This window comes from Plastoroseomonas arctica (assembly GCF_018128965.1).
GTDB lineage: Bacteria > Pseudomonadota > Alphaproteobacteria > Acetobacterales > Acetobacteraceae > Plastoroseomonas > Plastoroseomonas arctica.
The window spans coordinates 15,086-36,868 of record NZ_JAAEDH010000019.1 but is presented as its reverse complement, the minus strand read 5'-3'; the positions used below and the strand labels follow the sequence as shown (position 1 = coordinate 36,868).

The window sequence follows — 21,783 nt, the reverse complement described above, 5'->3', positions numbered from 1 at the left end:
CCGGCACGCATAGCGCGAATTACGGCCTCGGCCCCCTGACAGGGGCCGGCCCCGCCGCCACGTGCAACCGTTGACCCGCCGCCTGCCGGCGGTTTGAGACACCAGGCCCCATGAACGACGCACCCTCCGAGCCTCGCGACTACCGCGGCACCGTCTTCCTGCCGACCACGCCCTTCCCGATGCGCGGCGACCTGCCCAAGCGCGAGCCCGCGATGCTCGAGCGCTGGACGCGGATCAGGCTGTGGGAGCGGCTGCGCGAACAGTCGAACGGCCGCACGCCCTTCATCCTGCATGACGGGCCGCCCTATGCGAATGGCAACCTCCATATCGGGCACGCGCTGAACAAGATCCTGAAGGACGTGATCAACCGTGCGGCGCAGATGGCCGGGCGCGATGCGGACTACGTGCCCGGCTGGGACTGCCACGGCCTGCCGATCGAGTGGAAGGTCGAGGAGGAGTATCGCGATCCCAAGGGCAAGTACCAGGGCGGGGTGAAGAAGGACGACGTGCCGGTGCTGGATTTCCGCGCCGAGTGCCGCGCCTATGCCGCGCATTGGCTGGACGTGCAGCGCGAGGAATTTGCGCGGCTCGGCGTGCTGGGCAATTGGGCCGGACGCTATGCGACGATGGATTTCGCCTCCGAGGCGGCGATTGCCGGCGAGATCGGGAAATTCCTGCTGAACGGGGCGCTGTATCGCGGGCTGCGGCCGGTGATGTGGAGCCCGGTCGAGAAGACCGCGCTCGCCGAAGCGGAGATCGAATACCACGACCATGTCTCGCCCACGCTGTGGGGCAAGTTCCGGGTGCTGCGCGCGGCCGCGGAGGATCTGGTCGGCGCCGATGTCGTGATCTGGACGACGACGCCCTGGACCATGCCGGGCAATCGTGCGGTCGCGTATGGGGATGAGATCGATTACGCGCTGGTGCATGTGGCGAGCGTCGCCGAGGGCTCGCTGTTGTCGGTCGGTGACCGGCTGCTGGTGGCGCTGCCCTTGCTGCCGCAGTTCGAGAAGGATGCCGGCATCGGCGCGCATTCCATCGCGCGTCTGATCAAGGGCGCCGAGCTCGCCGGCGCGATCGCTGCGCACCCGCTGCGCGGCCATGGCTACGAGTTCGACGTCCCACTTCTTGCCGGCGATTTCGTCACCACCGATGCCGGCACCGGCTTCGTCCACATCGCGCCCGGCCATGGCGAGGACGATTTCGCCCTAGGCCGCGCGAACGGCCTGCCGATCCCGGAAACCGTCAATGATGACGGCACCTTCACCGTCCACGCCCCCGGGTTCGAGGGGCTGCACGTCTTCAAGGCGCACACGGCCGTCTATGACGCGATGCGCGCGGCCGGCACGCTCGCCGCGACGGGGAAGCTGACGCACAGCTACCCGCATTCCTGGCGCTCGAAGAAGCCGGTGATCTTCCGCGCGACGCCACAATGGTTCATCGCGATGGATGGCGACACGCAGATCCGCGCCAAGGCGCTCGACGCCATCGCGCAGACGCAATTCGTCCCCGAGGCCGGGCGCAACCGACTGCACGCGATGATCGCCGGCAAGCCCGATTGGTGCATCAGCCGGCAGCGCAGCTGGGGCGTGCCGATCCCGGTCTTCCTGCACAAGGCGACCAGCGAGCCCCTGCGCGATGCCGCGGTGATCGCGCGTGTCGTGGCGGCCTTCGCGGAAGAAGGGGCGGATGCCTGGTACAAGCCCGGCGCCGCGCAGCGGTTCCTGGGCGAGGGCCGCGACGCCGCCGATTACGAGCAGATCATGGACATCGTCGATGTCTGGTTCGAGAGCGGGTCCACCCATGCCTTCGTGCTGAAGGCGCGCGGCATGCCCTTCCCGGCGGATCTGTATCTGGAAGGGTCCGACCAGCATCGCGGCTGGTTCAATTCCTCGCTGCTCGAGAGCATCGGCGCCAATGGCGTGGCCCCGTTCAAGGCGGTGCTGACGCATGGCTTCGTGCTCGACGAGCAGGGGCGGAAGATGTCGAAATCGCTCGGCAATGTCACCGCGCCGCAGCAGGTGACGGAGCAGTATGGCGCGGACATCCTGCGCCTGTGGGTGATGAATTCCGACACTGCGCTGGACCTTCGGATCGGTCCGGAGATCCTGAAGCAGCAGGCGGAGCTGTACCGGCGCATCCGCAACACGCTGCGCTGGCTGCTCGGCAGTCTCGATGGCTTCACCGACGCCGAGACGGTCGCCTATGCCGAGCTGCCGGAGCTGGAGCGCTGGGTGCTGCATCGGGTCTCCGAGCTGGATGCGCGCATGCGCGAAGCTGCGTCCTCCTACGACTGGTCGGGCGTGGTTCCCGCCCTGCATGATTTCTGCAATTCGGATCTGAGCGCCTTCTACTTCGACATCCGCAAGGACGCGCTGTACTGCGACGCGCCGGACAGCCTGCGTCGCCGTTCGGCCCGCACGGTCCTTGATGTTTTGCACCGCTGCCTGTGCGCCTGGTTCGCCCCGGTGCTGGCCTTCACCGCGGAGGAAGCTTGGCTGGCGCGTTTCCCCGATGATGAGGGCAGCATTCATCTGCTGGACTTCCCCTTCGTGCCAGAAGGCTGGCGCGATGAAGCCTTGGCGGAGAAGTGGGTGCGGGTGCGCGAAATTCGATCGCGAGTTACGCAATCGATCGAGCGCAAGCGTGCCGCCGGCGAGATCAAGTCGAGCTTGCAGGCCGCCGTTCGGCTGAGCCTCAATGATCGCGACATTTCTGCGCTGGACGTGCGCGAATGGGAGACGGTCGTGATCGCATCGAAGGTCGAGCTCGAACTGGCCGGCCCGTCGCTGACGGCCACGGCCGAAGGGCTCGAAACATCGGCCAGCGTAACTCTCGCCCCCGGCCTGAAATGCGACCGCTGCTGGCGCGTGCTCGAAGAAGTCGGCCTCTCCGCCCTTCACCCAACGCTCTGCCGCCGCTGCGAAGCCGTGGTCACCTCGTGAAGACGCCCACAGACAAAAATAAAAGAAAGGGGGTTTGGTGGAAATTCATTTCCCCCAGGCTTGACCACCTCCCATGAGTCTCCGCCTCGGCCTCCCCATCGCCGCCGTCCTCGTCGCTGCCGACCAGTTCAGCAAGTGGTTCATCCTCAATCGTGTCGAGCTCGACGATGTCGGCCAGATCCCGCTCTTCTCAGCCGGCCCCTTCGGTCTCGATCTCACCATGGTCTGGAACCGCGGCGTCACCTTCGGCATGCTTACTGGCGAGAGCACCTGGCACCAGGTGGCGCTCTCCATCCTCGCTCTCGCCGTCGCCGTGTTCCTGCTGCGCTGGATGGCGCGGGCCGAGAACCGGCTGACTGCTGCCGCTTTGGGCGCGGTAGTGGGGGGTGCCATCGGCAATGTGATCGACCGGCTGCGCTTCGGCGCCGTGGTCGATTTTGTCGACGTGCACGCCTGGGACTGGCATTGGTACGTCTTCAACCTGGCCGATGCGGCCATCGTCTGCGGGGTGGCCGTGCTGGTGATCGATGCCTTGTTGCGGCCTTCGCCCGCCGCTAAAACCCAGCCATGAGCAAGCATCTCCGTCTCGCCCCATTGGCGCTCGGCCTCGCCCTGGCCCTCCCGGCCTGCGGCGGCGGTACGTCCCGCTTCCTCGGGCTGACCCGCGACGCGCCGGATGAATTCGTCGTCGTCACCCGCGCGCCGCTGTCGATGCCACCGGACATGGCGGGCGCGCTGCCCACCCCGCGCCCCGGCGCCGGCCGCCCGATGGACCGATCCGCGCGCGAGGCGGCCGAGGCCACGCTCGCCCCCGGCACCGCGCTCGCCCCCGCCGGCCCGTCGCGCGGCAGCAGCGGCGAGAATGCCCTGCTGTCCCAGGTGCAGCGCGGCGCCGCGCCGCCCGACATCCGCCGTCGCGTGGATGAGGAAAGCTCCCGCCTCGACGCGCCGGAGCGCAGCGTCACCGACCGGCTGATGTTCTGGCGCGACACGCCGCCGCCGGGGACGGCGGTGGACGCCACGCGCGAGAATGCGCGCCTGCGCGAGAACGCCGCCCTCGGCCGCGAGGTCACCAACGGCGATACGCCCATCATCCAGCGGCCGCGGCGCTCCTTCCTGGGGATCTTCTGATCCCCCACCCCTTCCCGGCGTCGGCCATGCCCCCCATTCTGGAGGCATGATCTCCATGACCCGCCGCGCCGCCCTCGCCTCTGCCGCCGCCGCTGTCGCGGCACCACCGCTCGCGCGCCACGCGGCGGCCTTCACCCCGCCGCCCGGCGAGCGTCCGCTGTTCGGCGCGCGCATCTGGTCGCTTCCCAACGGCATGCGCGTGGCCTTCGCGCCCAGCCGCCGCATCCCCGTCATCATGCAGTACATGTTCTACGGCGCCGGCGGCGGGGAGGACCCCCAGGGCATCTCCGGCGTCGCCCACTACATGGAACACATGATGTTCAAGGGCAGCCGCAACGTGCCCAACGGCGCCCTGTCGCAGCGCGTCGCGCGCGAGGGCGGCAACGACAACGCCTTCACCTCCCGCGACGTCACCGCCTATTACCAGCAGGTCGAGGCCTCGCGCTTGGCGCTCGTCATGGGGATGGAGGCGGACCGCTTCGCCTTCCCGCTCTTCCCCGCCGACGACATGGAGCCCGAGCGCCTGGTCGTGCTGGAGGAGCGCCGCCAGCGCACCGACGCCAACCCACGCGCCCTGTTTCGCGAGGAATTCCAGGCCGCGCTGTGGGGCCGGCAGCACTGGCATGGCCGCCCGATCATCGGCTGGCCCGACGAGATCCGCGCCATCCGCCACGCCGACCTGCTCGCCTTCCATGAGCGGTGGTACGCGCCGGCGAACGCCGTGCTTGTCATCGCCGGCGATGCCGAGGAGGGCGAGCTCACCCGCCTGGTCGAGCAGCACTATGGCGGTGTCGCCGCCCGTCCCGCCCAGGCGCGCGATCGCCCCGCCCCGCCCGCCGCGCCCCCCGAGCGCCGCCTGGTCACCCGCTCGCGCGCCATCACCGAGGCCACCTACCTGCGCAGCTGGGTCGCGCCCTCGCTCACCTGGGGCGATGCCGACCACGCCTGGGCGCTTGAGGTGCTGGCGCACCTGCTGGGCTCCGGCCAGGGCAGCCTGATGCATGAGGCGCTGATCGAAACCGGCCTCGCCACCTCCGCCAATGCCGGCTTCGATGCCGACAATGTCGGCGCCGGCGAATTCAGCATCAGCGCCATCGCCCGCCGCGGCACCGCGCCCGAAGCCCTGGAGGCCGCGACCGACGCGGTCATCGCGCGCCTGCTGCAGGGCGGCGCCGAGCCCGAGCGCGTCGCGCGTTCCATCCGCCAGATCACTGCCGGCGCGCTGCTGGCACTCGACGGCATCGGCGCCGCGCCGCGACTGATCGGCAATGCGCTCGCCTCCGGCCTGCCGATCGAGACGGTGGAGTTCTGGCCCGCGCGCATCCGAGCCGTCACACCCGAGCAGGTCACCGCCGCAGCGCGCGCCGTGCTCGCGGCACCCCGCGATTGCGTGGGCTGGCTGCTGCCGGAGACCGCGTGACATGACCGGCTTCTCCCTGCCCATCCAGGTCATCGACCTGCCCGGCGGCAAGATCTGGCTGGTCGAGGACCATTCCGTTCCGGTCGTCTCGCTGTCCTGGTCCTGGCGCGGCGGCGCCGCTCCGGAACCTCCCGGGCAGGAAGGCGCGACCAGTCTGATGGCCGCCATGCTGGGCGAGGGGGCGGGCGACCTGCCGGCGCGCAACTTCGCCGACGCGCTGCGCGACGACGCCATCAACCTGGGCTTCGACGGCCAGCGCGATGGCTTCGAAGGCTCGCTGCGCGCGCTCCGCGATGCGCTGCCGGCCGCGCTTCGCCTCGCCCGCCTCGCAATGGTCGAGCCGCGCTTCGACAATGACGCCTTCGAGCGCGTCCGCGCTCGGGCACTCGCCGGTGCGCGCCAGAGCCTGGAGACGCCGCGCGGCCAGGCGAGCCGTGCCTTCTGGGCCGGCGCCTACCCGACCCATTCCGCCGGACGCCCCACCGGGGGCACGCCGGAGAGCATCGCCGCCCTGACCATCCCGCTGCTGCGCGAGGCGCATGACCGGCAGCTCCGCGCCACCGGCATGCTGATCGGGGTCTCCGGCGCCATCGACGCGGCCTCGCTCCGCTCCATGATCCCGGCACTCTTCGCCGGCCTGCCCGAAGGCGCACCCGCCGAAGGCCCCGAGCTGCCCGCCTTCGAGCACTTCCCCCGCCGCGTGGTGCCGATGGCCTTTCCGCAATCCACCATCCTGTTCGGGCAGCCAGGCCTCGCCGTCGACGACCCGGATTGGGAGGCGGCGCAGATCATGCTCCGCATCCTCGGCGGGGGTGGCTTCTCCTCGCGGCTGATGCAGGCCGTGCGTGTTGAGCGGGGTCTCACCTACGGCGTCAGTGCCGGGCTTGACGTGCTGTTCGGGCAGGCGATCATCAGCGGCGGCCTCGCGACCGAGAACGGCAAGGTCGGCGAGGCGCTCGACGTCATCCAGGCGGAATGGCGCCGCATGAGCGAGACCGGGCCGACCGAGGCGGAACGCGACGACGCGATCGCCTACCTCACCGGGTCGCAGCCGCTCCAGTTCACCGATAGCCGGCGGATTTCCAGCACGCTGCTCGCGCTGCAACGGAACAACCGGCCGCTGGATTGGCTGTCGGCGCGACCGGATCGGCTGAATGCAATCAGCAATGCGCAGCTGGCGGCGCTCAGCAAGCGCATGCTCAAGCCGGATGGGCTTGCGGTGGTCGTGGCGGGGCAGCCCACCGGGCTATAAAAAAAGGCCGGGGAAAAGAATTTCCCCGGACCCCATTCTTTTATTTTTATCAATTGGTGCTGGCCAAATGACCAGCACCAAAGACCGCTCACTCCTCGCCGGCGATCTCGCGGCGACGGCGGATGGCCGCACCCAGGATGTCGCCGAGCGAAGCACCGCTATCGGTGGTGCCGTACTCCTTGACTGCCTCCCGCTCCTCCTCGACTTCCTTGCCCTTGATGGTCAGGGCCAGGCGACGAGCCGCACGGTCAACCGCGACAACCTTCGCATCCACCTTCTCGCCGATCGCGAACTTCTCCGGCTTCTGGTCGTTGCGCTCCTTAGCCAGCTCGGCGCGACGGATGAAGCCGGTCAGCACCTCGTCGATCTTCACCTCGATGCCATTGGCCTCGACCTTGGTGACGATGGTGGTGACGATGTCGCCCTTGCGGATCCGGTCCAGGACCTCGGCCGCGGGGTCGGCTTCGAGCTGCTTGATGCCGAGCGAGATGCGCTCCTTCTCGACATCCACATCGAGCACCTTCGCCTTGACGATGTCGCCCTTGGCGTACTTCGCCATGGCGGCCTCGCCCTGCTCGTCCCAAGAGATGTCGGACATGTGCACCATGCCATCGACATCGGCCGCGATGCCGATGAACAGGCCGAACTCCGTGATGTTGCGGATTTCGCCCTCGATGATGTTGCCCGGCGGATTGGACTCCGCGAACAGCTCCCACGGATTGCCCTGCGCCTGCTTCAGGCCCAGCGAAATGCGGCGCTTCGGCTCGTCCACATCCAGGATCATCACGTCCACCTGCTCGGAGGTCGCGACGATCTTGCCGGGGTGCACGTTCTTCTTGGTCCAGCTCATCTCGCTGACATGCACGAGACCCTCGACGCCGGCCTCGAGCTCAACGAAGGCGCCATAGTCGGTGATGTTCGTGACACGTCCGGAGAACTTGCCCTGCACCGGATACTTGATGGCCACGCCATCCCACGGATCGGACATCAGCTGCTTCATGCCCAGGCTGATGCGCTGGGTGTCGGAGTTGAAGCGGATCACCTGCACCTTGACGGGCTGGCCGATGGTCAGCGCCTCGGAGGGATGGTTGATCCGGCGCCAGGCGATGTCGGTCACGTGCAGCAGGCCATCGACGCCGCCGAGGTCCACGAACGCACCGTAATCGGTGATGTTCTTGACCACGCCGTCGAGGATCATGCCTTCCTTCAGGCCCTGGATGAGCTCGCTGCGCTGCTCGGCGCGCGTCTCCTCCAGCACGGCACGACGCGAGACGACGATGTTGCCGCGTGCGCGATCCATCTTGAGGATCTGGAAGGGCTGCGGGCTGCCCATCAGCGGGCCCACGTCGCGCACCGGGCGGATATCGACCTGGGAGCCAGGCAGGAAGGCCACGGCGCCGCCGAGATCGACGGTGAAGCCACCCTTCACGCGCCCGAAGATCACGCCATTCACGCGCACCTGGGCGGTGAACGACTTCTCGAGATTGGTCCAGGCCTCCTCGCGACGGGCCTTTTCGCGGCTGAGCACGATGGTGCCGTCGCGGTCCTCATAGCGTTCGACGAACAGCTCGATGACGTCGCCGGGCTTGACCTCGGCCTTCATGCCGGGGGGCGCGAATTCGCGCAAAGGCACGCGGCCTTCGCTCTTCAGACCGACATCGACGACCGCAAAATCATCATCCACGCGGATGACGCGGCCGGTGACGACGGAGCCGGCGAAGCCGGTGTCAGGGCCGAGGGTCTCTTCGAGAAGGGCGGCGAAATCTTCGCTGCCCACGCGGTCGGCGGTGATGGTGGCCATACGGTGGTTTGTCTTCCGGTCTCTCGGCCCGCGCGCTGTGGCAGCGTAGCCGGAAACGATCCTGCGCCCTGGGAAGGACGGCTTGGCTTTGGGGGCCCGGGGGGTGAAGCGCGTGACGGTCCGCTGCGTTCCGGCCGGAAATCGTCCGGCGGCAACCGCTTAGGCGCGAGGTACCGCGGAGTCAAGGAAAAGCCGGGCGGCGGCGGGACGTCCTGGGCTATGACCCTGGTCAGGCGCCGACGCTCACCCTCCGGCGCGTGAGCGAAGGGGAAGGCTCGCATGCGATGGCTGCACACGGGAAGCGGGATAGCGGCGACGACGGCGGGTTTGCTGATCGCGACGATCGCGGTCGGGTCGCTGCATCACATCGACCATGTCCTGCGCGTCGACCATAGCGGGTGGCCGTTCCGGCCCGACGTGAACCCGTTCACCTACAGCCTGGTCGCCTATCCCGTGCTGCTCTTCGCTCTGCTCGGCCCCGCCCGGTATTTCTGGCTGCGCTGGGTCGGCCTCGCGGTCGGGACGGGCTTCACGCTCTACGCCCACACGCTGATCGAAACGCCGCAGATGCAGTATGCGATGTGGGCCTACAACCAGAGCCTGGAGCCCGAGCTGCGGGACATCCGCAACCTCTGTGGCGTGCAGTCCACGGCGCTCGGGTGGGCCGCGATGATCGTCGCCATGGCGCTGAATGTGCTGCTGGTGGTCAGCGCCGTCGCGATGCTGATCGATGGCCTGAAGCGCGCGCCGGCCGACTGACGGTCGCGGTTGCTAGCCGGCGATGCGGGGCGCGACCAGCGCCATGGCCTGGGCAAAGGCGGCATCCGCATCCAGCCGCGTCGTGTCCAGCAGGATCGCGTCGGGCGCGGGCATCAGCGGTGCCGCGCTGCGGCCGCGATCCTGGGCGTCGCGCAGGCGCAGCTCCGTCTCCACCTGCTCGAGCACGGCCGCGACGCCGCGCGCATGCAGCTCGGCCAGGCGCCGCCGGGCGCGTTCCTCGAGTGCCGCGGTGACGAACAGTTTTATCTGGGCCTCGGGGAACACCACGGTGCCGATGTCACGGCCATCCAGGACCGCACCCGCCTCGCGGGCGAAATCGCGCTGCCAGTCGAGCAGGGCGGCGCGAACGGCCGGGATCGCGGCCACCTCGCTCGCCGCCATGTCGGCAGCCGGGCCGCGCAGGTCCGGGCGGTGCAGGTCATCGGGCCGCAGGGCGCGCGCGGCGGCCTCGGCCAGCACGGCGTCGCGTGGGTCCACCGCGCGGTCCAGCAGCCGCCGGCCCACGGCGCGGTAGAGCAGCCCGGTGTCGAGATAGGGCAGCGTGAGGGCCATCGCCAGGCGGCGGGCGAGCGTGCCCTTGCCGGCCGCGGCAGGCCCGTCGATGGCGATCACCAGCGTCATGGCGGCGAGATGGCCTCGCCCCCCGCCAGCCGGTTGAGCAACGCAGCAAAGCCGGGGAAGGAGGTGTCGATGAAGCCTGCATCATCCACCGTGACCGGCGCGGCGCTGGCCAGGCCCATGACCAGCGCGCTCATCGCGAGGCGATGGTCCATGTGCGTCTCGACCAGCCCGCCGCCCGGCACGGCGCCGCCTTCGACGATCAGATCATCGCCCTCGATGGTGCAGCGCACGCCATTGGCGGTGAGCAGCGCGGCGGTCGCGGCCAGCCGGTCGCTCTCCTTCACTCGCAGCTCGGCGAGGCCGCGCATCCGCGTGGTTCCTGTGGCGAAAGCGGCCAGCACGGCGAGCACCGGATACTCGTCGATCATCGAGGGCGCCCGGCCCGGGGGCACATCCACCCCGCGCAGCGCGGAGAAGCTGGCGACGATATCGCCGACCGGCTCGCCGCCCTCGACCCGGGCATTCTCGATTTCCAAGGAAGCGCCCATCTCGCGCAGCGTGGTCAGCAGGCCGGTGCGCAGCGGGTTCAGGCCCACGCCCTCTACCACCACCCGGCTGCCGGGGACGAGCAGCGCCGCGGCGATCGGGAAAGCGGCCGAGGAAGGGTCGCCCGGCACCCGCACGGGGGCGGCCACCAGCTCCGGCTGGCCGACCACACGAATTTCACGGCCCGCATCCGTGTCCGTGACCGACACCTCGGCGCCGAAATGGCGCAGCATGTTCTCCGTGTGGTCGCGGGTGTGCTCGCGCTCCACCACCCGCGTGACACCCGGCGCGCAGAGACCTGCGAGCAGGCAGGCACTCTTCACCTGCGCGGATGCCACCGGCAGCGTGTAGTCGAGCGGCATCGGGTCCACCGCACCCCGCACGGCGAGCGGCAGCCGCCCGCCCTCCCGCGTCCAGAATTCCGCACCCGTCGCGGCCAGCGGCACCGTCACCCGCAGCATCGGGCGCTTCCGCAGGCTGGCATCGCCCGTCATCACGGCAAAGATCGGGTGGCCGGCGAGCAAGCCGCACAGCAGCCGCGCCGCGGTGCCGGAATTGCCCATGTCCAGCACATCCACCGGTTCCGTCAGCCCGCCCACGCCGCGCCCGGCCACACGCCATTCGCCAGGGCCAAGCCGCGTCACCTCCGCGCCCAGCAGGCGCATCGCGGCCGCCGTGCGCAGCACATCCTCGCCTTCCAGCAGCCCCGTGATCGCGGTCTCGCCCACCGCCAGCGCGCCGAACATCAGCGCCCGGTGGCTGATCGACTTGTCGCCCGGCACGGCCAGCCGCCCGGTGAGCGGCCCGGCCGGTCTGGAGGAGCGGAGCGGCGTCTGCGTGCCTTGGGTCATCGGGCGCGTTTGACACGCGGCACCCGCCCATGGCAATGCGCCGCACCCCGATTTTCGCCCGGGGGGCATTCGCGCACTCAGCCCAAGCCCCCTGGGCATTTAGCAAGGCTCATCCTGCCCATGGCGAAGCCCGAACTCGGCCTGAAGCGCGTCTGCGTCTCCTGCGGCACCAAATTCTACGACATGGCGCGCACCCCGGCCGTCTGCCCGAAATGCTCGACCGAGCAGCCCGCCGAGCAGCCCCGCCTGCGCCGCGCCGCCGCCAACATCCCCGACGAGAAGGTCAAGAAGCGCGCCGTCGCGCCGGAGGCCGAGGCCGAGGATGTCGAGATCGACGTCGATGCCGACGAGGCGGTCGAGGATGCCGAGGAGCTGGAGGACGACGCCGACGGCATCGACGAGGAGATCGTCGTCGAGGCGGATCGCGACGAAGAGGTCTAGCCATGAGTGACGCCCTGCCCATCCGCCGGGCGCTGCTCTCGGTTTCCGACAAGACCGGTCTGCTCGATTTCGCGCGCGCTTTGGTGGGCCAGGGTGCGGAGATCCTCTCCACCGGCGGCACCGCCCGCGCGCTGCGCGAGGCCGGCATCGCCGTGAAGGATGTCTCCGACCACACCGGCTTTCCCGAAATCCTCGATGGCCGGGTGAAGACGCTGGTCCCGCAGGTGCATGGCGGCATCCTCGGCCGCCGCGACCTGCCCGCGCACCTGGCCGAGATGGAGGCGCATGCCATCGCGCCGATCGACCTGGTCGCGGTGAACCTCTACCCCTTCGAGGCGACGGTCGCCGCCGGTGGCTACTACGGCGCCTGCGTCGAGAACATCGACATCGGTGGCCCGGCGATGATCCGCTCCGCCGCCAAGAACCACGCCCATGTCGCCGTGCTGACCGAACCCGCGCATTTCGCCGAGGTCGCCGCCGAGATCGCCGCGCAGGGCGGCACCACGCTCGCCACGCGCCGGCGCCTGGCCGCCGCCGCCTATGCCCGCACCGCCGCCTATGACGCCGCCATCGCGTCCTGGTTCGTGCAACAGCAGGGCGAGGCCTTCCCGCCGCGCCTGGCCATGGCCGGCGTGCTGCGCCAGCACCTGCGCTACGGCGAGAACCCGCACCAGCAGGCCGCCTTCTACATCACCGCGCCGCGTCCCGGCATCGCCACCGCGACCCAGGCGCAGGGCAAGGAGCTGTCCTACAACAACCTCGGCGACACCGACGCTGCCTTCGAATGCGTGGCCGAGTTCGAACCGCCGACCATCGTCATCGTCAAGCACGCGAACCCCTGCGGCGTGGCCACCGGCGAGAGCCTGTCCGCCGCCTGGGACCGGGCGCTGGCGTGTGATCCGACCTCGGCCTTCGGCGGCATCGTGGCCGCGAACCGCACGCTGGACGCAGCTTCCGCCGAAAAGATCACGGCGATCTTCACCGAAGTCGTCGTGGCACCCGATGCCGATGAGGGCGCGCGCGCCATCTTCGCGCGCAAGAAGAACCTCCGCCTGCTGGTGACCGGTGGGCTGCCGGACCCGGCCGCACCGGGGATGATGCTGCGCACCGTCGCCGGCGGCTTCCTGGCGCAGTCGCGCGACGCCGGCCGCGTCACCCGCGCCGACCTGCGCGTGGTGACAAAGCGCGCGCCGACCGAGGCCGAGCTGGACGACCTGATCTTCGCCTTCCGCGTGGGCAAGCACGTGAAGTCCAACGCCATCATCTACGCCAAGGACGGTGCGACCGTCGGCATCGGCGCCGGGCAGATGAGCCGCGTCGACAGCTCGCGCATCGCGGCGTGGAAGGCCGGCGACGCGGCCAAGGGCTCGGTCATGGCGTCGGACGCGTTCTTCCCCTTCGCCGATGGCCTGCTCGCGGCGGTCGAGGCGGGGGCCACCGCGGTGATCCAGCCGGGCGGGTCCATGCGCGATGCCGAGGTCATCGCGGCCGCTGACGAAGCGGGGCTGGCCATGGTGTTCACCGGGATGCGACACTTCCGCCATTGAGGGCGACCTGCCGCCCGACCCCGGGGCCGCGATGACGCCTGATGCCATGATCCTGCTGGGTGCGATTGCGCTGGTCTTCGTGCTGGTACTCGTCCTGGTGCTGCGCCGTGGCGACGCCGAGGGCCTCGCCCGCCTGCAGGAACGGCTCGGCGCGCTGCAGGCCGAGGTACGGGCCGAGGTGCAGCGCGGCACCGCCGAGATCGGCGAGAAGACCGCCGCCTTCACCCTCGACCAGGCCCGCGCCGCCAATGCCGGCCAGGCGGAAACGCGCGCCGCGCTGGACGCGCAGAAATCTGCATTGAGCGAGCAGGTTGCAGCGCTGCAGCTGGCGCAGGCCGGCGGGATCGCGGCCCTGCGCACCAGCCTCGCCGAGGCCGAGGCACGCCAGCAGAAAACCCAGGGCGAACAGCGCGAGACGCTGAGCGAGCAGATCGCCGCGCTCAAGCGCGACCTGGCGCAGGCGCTGGCCGACCAGCGCAATTCGCTCACCGAAGCCGAGACGCGCCAGCAGAAGGCGCTCACGGAGCAGATGACCACCGCGCGCGACCTGATCGAGCGCAAGGCCACGGAATCGCGTGAGGCGCTGGAAGCGAAGCTGAAGGAGCTGCGTGAGGCCAATGACGCGCGCCTCGCCGACATCCAGAAAAGCGTGAACGAACAGCTCGCGACCGCCGTCGAGAAGCAGATGACCGAGAGTTTTGCGCGTGTCATCGACCAGTTCAACGCGATCCAGGCGATGATGGGCAATGTCACCGCGGTCGCGACGCAGGTGGGCGACCTCAAGCGGCTGTTCGGCAATGTGAAGACGCGCGGCGGCTGGGGCGAGACGCAGGTCAAGGCGCTGCTCGACGATATCCTGCCGGCAGGCTCCTACGAGACCAATGTGAAGCTGCGGGACGACAGCGCGGACGCGGTGGAATTCGCGATCCTGATGCCGACGACCGGCGAGGAGCGCGTGTTCCTCGCCGTCGACGCCAAGTTCCCGGTCGAGGATTACGAGCGCCTGATGAATGCCTGGGACGCGGCGGACCCGGTCGCCGAGGCGCAGGCGCGGCGCGGGCTAGAGGTGCGGGTGCGGGGCGAGGCGGCGAAGATCGGGTCCAAATACATCTGCCCGCCGCGGACGGTGGAATTCGGCGTGATGTATCTGCCGACCGAGGGGCTGTACGCGGAGATCGCGCGTATCCCCGGCCTGATCGACGATATCGGGCGCACGCATCGCGTGCTGGTGCTGGGGCCCTCGCTGCTGCCGGCGATGCTGCGCACGATCCAGCTCGGCCATGTCACGCTCGCGCTGTCGAAGAACGCGGAGGGCGTGCGTGAGCTGCTCTCGGCGACCAAGGCGGAGATGGGCAAGATGGATGCTGTGCTCGGCGCGCTGTCGAAGCAGGTGGGGACGGTCTCCAACACCATCGGCCGCGCGCAGACCCGCACCCGCGCGATAACCCGCAAACTGCGCGGGGTGGAGGCGATGCCGGGCGACCAGTCCGAGGCGCTGCTCGAGATCGACGCCGACATCGCCGAGGAAGCCGAGCCCTGAGCGCGCTGCAGATCCAATCCGGCCTTGGCCTGCTGGCCCTGACGCTGCTCGCCTGGGTGCTGGGCGGCTGCCGGCGCGGCGTCTCGATGCGCGTCGTGGTCGCAGGTCTCGCCACGCAGGTCGCGCTCGCTGCCGCGCTCCTGTACGTCCCCGCGCTGCGGGCGGTGTTTTCCGCCGCCGGCGATGCGGTCAATGCATTGCAGCGCGCCACCACGGCGGGCACGTCGCTGGTCTTCGGCTATCTCGGCGGCGCCCCGCTCCCCTATGCCGAGGTCTCGCCGGGGGCATCCTTCATCGTCTTCTTCCAGGCGCTTCCGCTGGTGCTGGTGGTCGGCGCGCTGTCGGCGTTGCTGTATCACTGGCGCGTGCTGCCCTTCATCGTGCGCGTCATGGCCGGAGGCCTGCGCCGCGCCTTCGGGCTGGGCGGTGCGGCGGGGTTTTCGGTCGCCGCGAATGTCTTCGTGGGCATGGTGGAGGCGCCCATGCTCATCCGCCCCTGGCTCGCGCGGCTGACGCGGGCGGAGCTGTTCGTGGTGATGGTCGCGGGGTTGGCAACGATCAGCGGCAACACGCTGGTGATCTATGCCGCGATCATCGCGCCGGTTGTCCCGGACGCGGCGGGGCAGCTGATCACGGCGTCGATGATCGCCGCCCCCGCCGCGGTGCTGGCGGGGCTGCTGATGATCCCGCCCACGCCGGGCGAGGCGGCGACCGAGGCCGACACCACCGCCCCGCGCCTCTACGCCTCGTCCATGGAGGCGATCGTCGTCGGCACCACGGATGGGCTGCAATTGCTGCTGGGCATCATGGCCTCGCTGATCGTGTTCGTGGCCCTTGTGGCCCTGGTGAACCAGGTGCTGGAGCCGCTCACCGGGTTCACGCTGCAGGCCATCGCCGGCTACGTGTTCTGGCCGCTCGCCTATGCGATGGGGGTGGGCGCCGATGAGGCCTTCGCGGTCGGCCGATCGCTCGGCGTGAAGGTCATCATAAATGAGTTCGTCTCCTACCTCGATCTCGCGGCCAAAGGCGGCGCGCTGGCGCCACGCACGCGGCTGATCCTCACCTATGCGCTTTGCGGCTTCACCAATCTCGGCTCGGTCGGCATCATGGTCGCGGGCATGAGTGCCATGTGCCCGGAACGCCGCGCGGATATCGTGCGCCTCGGCCTGCCCTCGCTGGTCGCGGCCTCGATCGCGTGCTGCATGACAGGGGCGGTGGTGGGGATGCTCACGCCATGAGGTTCAACCACGTCGCCAACCGGCTGCATCCGGCGCAGTTCGAGACGGTGGTCGCGCTGTTCACCGAGGTGCTGCACTTCGCCATCCTGCGCCGGACGGAACGCGCGATCTGGCTGCGCCAGCCCGGCTTCAACATCGACCTGCAATTCAGCCGCAGCGAGACGCCGAACCGCGATGCCGACAAGCTGCGCTCGCAGATCGCCTTCATCACCCACACGCCCGAGGCCGACCTGCAGCGCCTGGCCGCCTGGCTGACCGAGCGCGGCTGCCCGGCTAGCGTCGGCGCCTATTCCCCGCGCGAATTCTACCTCGACGCGCCCTCCGCCTTCGTCGATTTCGTCATTGAGGCGATGCTGCCCGAGCTCGCCGACTACCCCATCCCGGACACCGCCCCATGAGCCACATCGTCCATCGCAACCTGCGCTCCGATCCGCCGCTGGCCGTGTCCGGCGAGGGCATCATGCTGCGTGATGCGGCAGGGCGCGAGATCATCGACGGTTCGGGCGGTGCGGCCGTCGCCTGCCTCGGGCATGGCCACCCGAAGGTGATCGCGGCGATGAAGGCGCAGATCGACCGGCTGTGCTACGCGCACACCTCGCTGTTTTCCTGCGACAGCGCGGAGCGCCTCGCGGACCAGATGGTCGGCCATGCGCCGGGCGGGCTGACGCATGCCTATTTCTGCTCCTCGGGGTCCGAGGGCAACGAGGCCGCCTACAAGATGGCGCGCCAGTATTTTCTGGAAATCGGCCAGCCGCAGCGCCGCCATTTCATCGCGCGCCGGCAGAGTTATCACGGCAATACGCTCGGCGCGCTCTCGGCTTCTGGCAATGCGGCGCGGCGGGCGCCTTACGAGCCGATCCTCTCGCCCGCCTTCAGCCATGTCTCGCCCTGCTACGCCTATCGCGACCGCACGGATGCCGAGGATGACGCGGCCTATGTCGCCCGCCTGGCCGCCGAGCTCGAAGGCGAGTTCCAACGCCTCGGCCCCGACACCGTCATCGCCTTCATTGCCGAGACCGTGGTCGGAGCCACACTCGGCTGCGTCACCGCCGTGCCTGGCTACTTCCCCGCCATGCGCGCGGTGTGCGAGCGCCACGGCGCGCTGCTCATCCTCGACGAGGTGATGAGCGGCGTCGGTCGCTGCGGCACCATGCACGCCTGGGAAGCCGAGGGCGTCACACCCGACATCCAGATCATCGCGAAGGGCCTGGGCGGCGGCTACCAGCCGATCGGCGGCATCCTGGTGCATGGCCGCATCATCGAGGGCCTCACCGGCGGCACCGGCACCTTCCAGCATGGCCACACCTACCAGGCGCATCCGGTGGCCTGCGCGGCGGCCCTCGCCGTGCAGCAGGTGATCGCGGAGGAGGGTCTGCTCGCCAATGTCCAGGCGATGGGCGCGCTGCTCGAAGCGCGGCTGACCGAGCGGCTCGGCAATCACCGCCACATCGGCGACATCCGCGGGCGGGGGCTGTTCTGGGCGGTGGAATTTGTCACCGACCGCGCCGGCAAGACGCCGTTCGACCCGGCTCTCAAGTTGAACGAGCGGGTGAAGCAGGAGGCCTTCGCGCGCGGCCTCGCCTGCTATCCGATGGGCGGCACCATCGACGGCAAGCGTGGCGACCACGCCATCCTCGCACCGCCCTACATCGTGGATGCGGCGCAGATCGGGATGATTGTGGATCGCTTTGGCGATGCGGTGGATGCCGCCCTGGCCAGCCTGTGATGGCTGGACGCCGGCGCGGCTCCGGGGTGAACATGCCCACCGAACGCCAATGGGAACCCGCCGCATGATCCGATTGCTCACCGTGCTGGCACTGGCCCTGCCCACCCCCGCCTTCGCGCACCACCCGACCGGCGGCCTTCCGCCCGCGACCCTGTGGGAGGGCATCGCCTCGGGCGTCGCGCACCCGGTGCTGGGGCTGGATCACCTCGCCTTCCTGCTCGCGGCGGGGCTGCTGCTGGCGGCCGCGCCGCGAGCACTGCTGGCGTTCCTGGCGGCGGCGCTGGCCGGCGCGCTGCTGCATCGGGCCGGCTTCGGCCTCGGGCCGGTGGAACTGATGGTCGCGGCCTCCGTCATCGCCGCGGGTGCCGTGCTGGTGGTCGCCGGCCGCGCGCGTCCCGCCGCGGCACTGCTAACCCCGGCCTTCGCGCTGGCTGGGCTGTTCCATGGCCATGCGCTGGCCGAGGCGGCCGTTGACTCGCCGGTGGTGATCTTCGCGGCCTACCTTGGCGCCCTCGCGGTGATGCAGGCAGCGATCGCGCTGGGCGCCATGCTGGCCGCGCGCTGGGTTTCGGGCGCGCTGCCGTTCCGCGCGGCGGGTCTCGCCGCCATGGCGGTGGGCGCGGTCTTCCTCGCCGGCTGAGGCTTCAGTCCACCGTCACGCCCGCGGCACGCACCACCGGCGCCCAGACCTCCTTCTCGCGCAGCATGTAGGCGTCGTACGCGGCAGGGCCGAGCGGCGCCGGTTCTGCCCCGTACTCTCGGATGCGCTGCGCCACGCCGGGGTCGTTGAGGGCGGCCACGATCTCGGCGCCCAGCCGCTCGATGATCGGGCGCGATACGCCCGAGGGTGCCGCGATCCCGTACCAGGACGCGACGTCGAATTCCGCCACGCCCTGTTCCTGCATGGTGGGGATTTCCGGCATGGTCGAAGCGCGCGCGGCGGTCGAGACCCCCAGCGCCCGCAGCATCCCCGCCAGCACCTGCTGCCGGCTGGCCGGCGCGTTGTCGATGGCGAACAGCACCTCCCCGTTCAGCACCGCCGCCATCGAGGGCGCGGTGCCGCGATAGGGCACGTGCTGCACCTCCACCCCCATCCGCTGCCCGAACAGTACGCCCGACAGATGCGACGACGTCCCCGACCCGGCCGAGGAGAAATTCGCCCGCGCGGGATTGGCGCGGATGAAGGCCACCAGCTCCGCCACGGAACGCACCGGCCCGTCGCCCTTCACGATCAGCACGTTCGGCATCGAGGCGATGCGCGCCACACCCGGCAGGTCGCGCAGCGGGTCGAAGGAAAGCCGGCGGTACAGGGTGGGCCCGATGCCGTGGGAGGCGATGTGGTTGATGTAGAAGCTGTAGCCATCCGGCGTTGCCCGCGCGGCGATCTCGGCGCCGACCATGCCGCCCGCGCCCGGGCGCGGGTCGATCACCAAGGGCTGGCCAAGCTTTTCCCGCAGCCGCGCTTCCATCATGCGCAGGAAGATGTCCGACGCGCCTCCGGCCGCACCGCCGATGACGAAGCGCAGCGGCCGGTCCGGCCAGGGGGCCTGCGCGCGCGCAACCGCCGGCACTGCGAGCGCTGCGGCACCCGCCAGGATGTGGCGTCGTTGAGCCATCGCCGGTTCTCCCCCCGTTTTGCGGAAAGGCTAGAACCCCGTGAGCAGCAGGTCGAGCGCGGCGGTGATGCGGTCCCGCTCGGCAGAGAGGTCGCCGAGGATGGGGCCGAGGATGCGGCGCTCCATGGACGCCATCTGGTAGGTCACCATCAGCAAGCGTTCGCCTTCAATATCGAAGACCGGGGTGAGGCCCTTCAGCAAGCGCGGCGAGGTCGCCTCCGGCACCAGCGGCACGACGATGCGGGTGGGAAGCATATCCAGATTGTTCGATTGCACGTCCAGCAGATAGCCCGGCGCGTCCGGCAGCCGGTGCAAAGCGAAGCGCGGCATCAAAACATGCGATACTTTGCCAGGATCACCCCATGCTCCTCGACCCAGGCATTGTGCGCGGCGATCGCCTCCCGGTTCTCCTCGGCCCAACGCCGCGCCTTCTCGTCGCTCACGGCGGTCCGCAGCGCCGCCTCCGCGATGCGCTCCGGATCGAGGCCCAAGCTGCGGGCCTCGGCGACGAATGGGGCCTGCGCTTCCGCCATCCCCGGACGTGCGGGCTGCGCATAAAGGTCCGGCCTCAACCGATCCCGCGGCACGCCCGTCGCCGACTCGATCGCGACGACCCGGTCGGCCGGCACCCGGCCGCGCTGCCGCCACCGCACCACCGAGGAATGCGCACAGCCCAGCGCGTCACCCAGCCCTTCGACGCCACCGGCCGCGCGGATGGCTTCATCGATACCGGATGTTTGATCCTGTGCCATCAATGCACAATATCACGGCACGCACCTTGTGCAATCACTATCGCGCCGACCGCCGCCCCCAGCGCTCGTAAACCCGCGGCCCGACCAGCGCGACCGCCGCGATCACCAGAATCGATACGCTTACCGGTCGCGTCACGAAGGTGCTCCAATCCCCCTGGCTGATGGTGAGCGCCTGGCGCATCGCCTGCTCTGCCATCGGGCCAAGGATCATCCCGATCACCACCGGCGCGGTCGGGAAATCGAACCGCCGCATGAACATCGCGACGATCCCGATGGCGTACAGCAGCACCAGGTCGATCACGGAGTTGCTGATCCCGTAGGTCCCGATCGTCGCGAAGACCAGGATGCCGGCATAAAGCTGCGGCGTCGGTATCTTCAGGATGCGTACCCACAGCCCCACGAGCGGCAGGTTGAGAACAACCAGCATCACGTTGGCGATGAACAGGGATGCGATGAGCGTCCACACTAGGTCGGCCTGCGTCGTGAACAGCAGGGGCCCCGGCTGGATGCCATAGCTCTGGAAGGCGCTGAGCATGATCGCGGCCGTCGCACTCGTCGGCAGGCCCAGGGTCAGCATCGGCACCAGCACGCCCGCGGCCGCGGCATTGTTCGCAGCCTCCGGCCCAGCCACACCTTCGATGGCGCCCGTCGTGCCGAATTCATGCGCGTATTTCGGGTCCACGAGCTTCTTCTCGGCGTAGTAGCTGAGCATGGTCGGCATCTCGGTGCCGCCCGCCGGCAGCACGCCGAAGGGGAAGCCCAATCCCGCGCCACGCAGCCACGGCCCAATGGAGCGCTTCCAATCCTCCTTGGACAGCATCAAGCGGCCCACCGGCAGCACCACCTGCTTCGTCTCCGCCCAGCGCCAGGCGAGGTAGAGCGTCTCCCCCACCGCGAACAGCGCCACGGCGACGAGAACCACATTCACCCCGTCCAGCAACTCCGGGATCCCGAAGGTCAAGCGCGCCTGACCGGTCTGGTTGTCGATGCCCACGAGGCCCAGCAGCAGGCCGAAAAACAGCGACGCCAGGCCCCGCAACGCCGAGGAGCCCAGCACCGCAGAGACCGTCACGAAGCACAGGATCATCAGGGAAAAATACTCGGCCGGGCCGAGCTTCAGCGCGAGCTCCACGACGATCGGGCCAAGGAATGCGATGCCGAGCGTGCCAACCGTCCCCGCCACGAAGCTGCCGATCGCGGCTGTCGCCAGGGCCGGGCCGGCACGGCCGTTCTTGGCCATCTTCGCACCCTCGAGCGCGGTGATGATGGACCCCGATTCCCCGGGCGTGTTCAGCAGGATCGAGGTGGTGGAACCGCCATACATCGCTCCGTAGAAGACCCCGCAGAACAGGATGAAGGCCCCCGTGGCCGTGACGCTGAAGGTTATCGGCAGCAACAGCGCGATGGTCAGCGCCGGGCCCAGGCCAGGCAGCACGCCGATCGCGGTTCCGAGGAAGCAGCCCAGCAAGGCCCAACCGAGGTTGGTTAGAGTGAGGGCATGGGAGAAGCCCAGAAGAAGGCCGTCGATGCTATCCATCACCAATCCCTCAGAAAGAAAGACGGGGGGAAAGAATTCCCCCCGCGCAACGTATACGTTGCGCCTCTTCTTTTGTTTTTTCACTTGGTACCCAACCGG

20 protein-coding genes are annotated in these 21,783 nt (G+C 69.5%); 13 read left to right on the top strand and 7 right to left on the bottom strand.

Annotated elements, in window-relative coordinates:
• Nucleotides 1-110 precede the first annotated feature (110 nt).
• From ileS to GXW79_RS15700, 5 genes are all read left to right on the top strand, one after another.
• On the top strand, nt 111-2,945 hold the full coding sequence (gene ileS / locus GXW79_RS15720) for an isoleucine--tRNA ligase (protein ID WP_211875386.1): 2,835 nt from the start codon (nt 111-113) through the stop codon (nt 2,943-2,945).
• A gap of 73 nt (nt 2,946-3,018) precedes the next feature.
• Nucleotides 3,019-3,516: a signal peptidase II gene (lspA, locus tag GXW79_RS15715; protein ID WP_211875385.1), complete on the top strand. Its 498-nt coding sequence runs from the start codon at nt 3,019-3,021 to the stop codon at nt 3,514-3,516.
• On the top strand, nt 3,513-4,076 hold the full coding sequence (locus GXW79_RS15710) for a DUF3035 domain-containing protein (protein WP_211875384.1): 564 nt from the start codon (nt 3,513-3,515) through the stop codon (nt 4,074-4,076). The genes lspA and GXW79_RS15710 overlap by 4 nt, the downstream gene beginning before the upstream one ends.
• 55 nt (nt 4,077-4,131) lie before the next feature.
• Complete coding sequence (locus GXW79_RS15705; protein ID WP_246504044.1) at nt 4,132-5,496, top strand: M16 family metallopeptidase; 1,365 nt, start codon at nt 4,132-4,134, stop codon at nt 5,494-5,496.
• A gap of 1 nt (nt 5,497) precedes the next feature.
• Nucleotides 5,498-6,748, top strand: coding sequence for a M16 family metallopeptidase (locus tag GXW79_RS15700; protein ID WP_211875382.1), 1,251 nt, complete (start codon nt 5,498-5,500; stop codon nt 6,746-6,748).
• An 88-nt stretch (nt 6,749-6,836) separates the two neighbouring features.
• Here the strand turns inward: GXW79_RS15700 and rpsA are convergent, their stop codons facing one another.
• Nucleotides 6,837-8,549, bottom strand: a complete 1,713-nt coding sequence (rpsA, locus tag GXW79_RS15695; protein WP_211875381.1) for a 30S ribosomal protein S1 — start codon at nt 8,547-8,549, stop codon at nt 6,837-6,839.
• Nucleotides 8,550-8,828: 279 nt separating this feature from the next.
• Between rpsA and GXW79_RS15690 the strand changes: the two genes are divergently transcribed.
• Nucleotides 8,829-9,308 carry a hypothetical protein gene (locus tag GXW79_RS15690; protein ID WP_211875380.1) on the top strand — a complete coding sequence of 160 codons (480 nt, stop codon included), beginning with the start codon at nt 8,829-8,831 and terminating at the stop codon, nt 9,306-9,308.
• 12 nt (nt 9,309-9,320) lie between these two features.
• Here GXW79_RS15690 and cmk read toward each other — a convergent pair whose 3' ends face one another.
• Both cmk and aroA read right to left on the bottom strand, forming a co-directional pair.
• Entirely contained in the window at nt 9,321-9,950 is a 630-nt protein-coding gene (gene cmk / locus GXW79_RS15685; RefSeq protein ID WP_211875379.1) for a (d)CMP kinase, read from the bottom strand.
• Nucleotides 9,947-11,287 carry a 3-phosphoshikimate 1-carboxyvinyltransferase gene (gene aroA, locus GXW79_RS15680; protein ID WP_211875378.1) on the bottom strand — a complete coding sequence of 447 codons (1,341 nt, stop codon included), beginning with the start codon at nt 11,285-11,287 and terminating at the stop codon, nt 9,947-9,949. The genes cmk and aroA overlap by 4 nt, the downstream gene beginning before the upstream one ends.
• 120 nt (nt 11,288-11,407) lie before the next feature.
• On the opposite strand from aroA, the gene GXW79_RS15675 reads away from it, so the two are divergent.
• The 7 genes from GXW79_RS15675 (at nt 11,408) to GXW79_RS15645 (ending at nt 18,419) form a co-directional block, all read left to right on the top strand.
• Nucleotides 11,408-11,728, top strand: a complete 321-nt coding sequence (locus GXW79_RS15675) for a TIGR02300 family protein (RefSeq protein WP_211875377.1) — start codon at nt 11,408-11,410, stop codon at nt 11,726-11,728.
• Between the two features lie 2 nt (nt 11,729-11,730).
• Entirely contained in the window at nt 11,731-13,275 is a 1,545-nt protein-coding gene (gene purH / locus GXW79_RS15670; RefSeq protein WP_211875376.1) for a bifunctional phosphoribosylaminoimidazolecarboxamide formyltransferase/IMP cyclohydrolase, read from the top strand.
• Nucleotides 13,276-13,306: 31 nt separating this feature from the next.
• Complete coding sequence (gene rmuC, locus GXW79_RS15665; RefSeq protein WP_211875375.1) at nt 13,307-14,815, top strand: DNA recombination protein RmuC; 1,509 nt, start codon at nt 13,307-13,309, stop codon at nt 14,813-14,815.
• The gene (locus tag GXW79_RS15660) at nt 14,812-16,053 is read left to right on the top strand and encodes a NupC/NupG family nucleoside CNT transporter (RefSeq protein WP_211875442.1); all 1,242 of its coding nucleotides are present in this window, start codon (nt 14,812-14,814) and stop codon (nt 16,051-16,053) included. Before rmuC ends, GXW79_RS15660 begins: the two co-directional genes overlap by 4 nt.
• Nucleotides 16,050-16,451, top strand: a complete 402-nt coding sequence (locus GXW79_RS15655; RefSeq protein ID WP_211875374.1) for a hypothetical protein — start codon at nt 16,050-16,052, stop codon at nt 16,449-16,451. Before GXW79_RS15660 ends, GXW79_RS15655 begins: the two co-directional genes overlap by 4 nt.
• Entirely contained in the window at nt 16,448-17,779 is a 1,332-nt protein-coding gene (locus GXW79_RS15650; protein ID WP_211875373.1) for an aspartate aminotransferase family protein, read from the top strand. Before GXW79_RS15655 ends, GXW79_RS15650 begins: the two co-directional genes overlap by 4 nt.
• Nucleotides 17,780-17,843: 64 nt before the next feature.
• Nucleotides 17,844-18,419: a HupE/UreJ family protein gene (locus tag GXW79_RS15645; protein ID WP_211875372.1), complete on the top strand. Its 576-nt coding sequence runs from the start codon at nt 17,844-17,846 to the stop codon at nt 18,417-18,419.
• Between the two features lie 4 nt (nt 18,420-18,423).
• Here the strand turns inward: GXW79_RS15645 and GXW79_RS15640 are convergent, their stop codons facing one another.
• The 4 genes from GXW79_RS15640 to GXW79_RS15625 are packed head-to-tail and all read right to left on the bottom strand — an operon-like array spanning nt 18,424 to nt 21,684.
• Nucleotides 18,424-19,395 carry a Bug family tripartite tricarboxylate transporter substrate binding protein gene (locus GXW79_RS15640; protein WP_211875371.1) on the bottom strand — a complete coding sequence of 324 codons (972 nt, stop codon included), beginning with the start codon at nt 19,393-19,395 and terminating at the stop codon, nt 18,424-18,426.
• A 30-nt stretch (nt 19,396-19,425) separates the two neighbouring features.
• Entirely contained in the window at nt 19,426-19,725 is a 300-nt protein-coding gene (locus tag GXW79_RS15635; protein WP_246504043.1) for a CcdB family protein, read from the bottom strand.
• Entirely contained in the window at nt 19,725-20,147 is a 423-nt protein-coding gene (locus tag GXW79_RS15630; protein ID WP_211875369.1) for a type II toxin-antitoxin system CcdA family antitoxin, read from the bottom strand. The genes GXW79_RS15635 and GXW79_RS15630 overlap by 1 nt, the downstream gene beginning before the upstream one ends.
• A 37-nt stretch (nt 20,148-20,184) precedes the next feature.
• Nucleotides 20,185-21,684, bottom strand: coding sequence for a tripartite tricarboxylate transporter permease (locus GXW79_RS15625; protein WP_211875368.1), 1,500 nt, complete (start codon nt 21,682-21,684; stop codon nt 20,185-20,187).
• Nucleotides 21,685-21,783 lie beyond the last annotated feature (99 nt).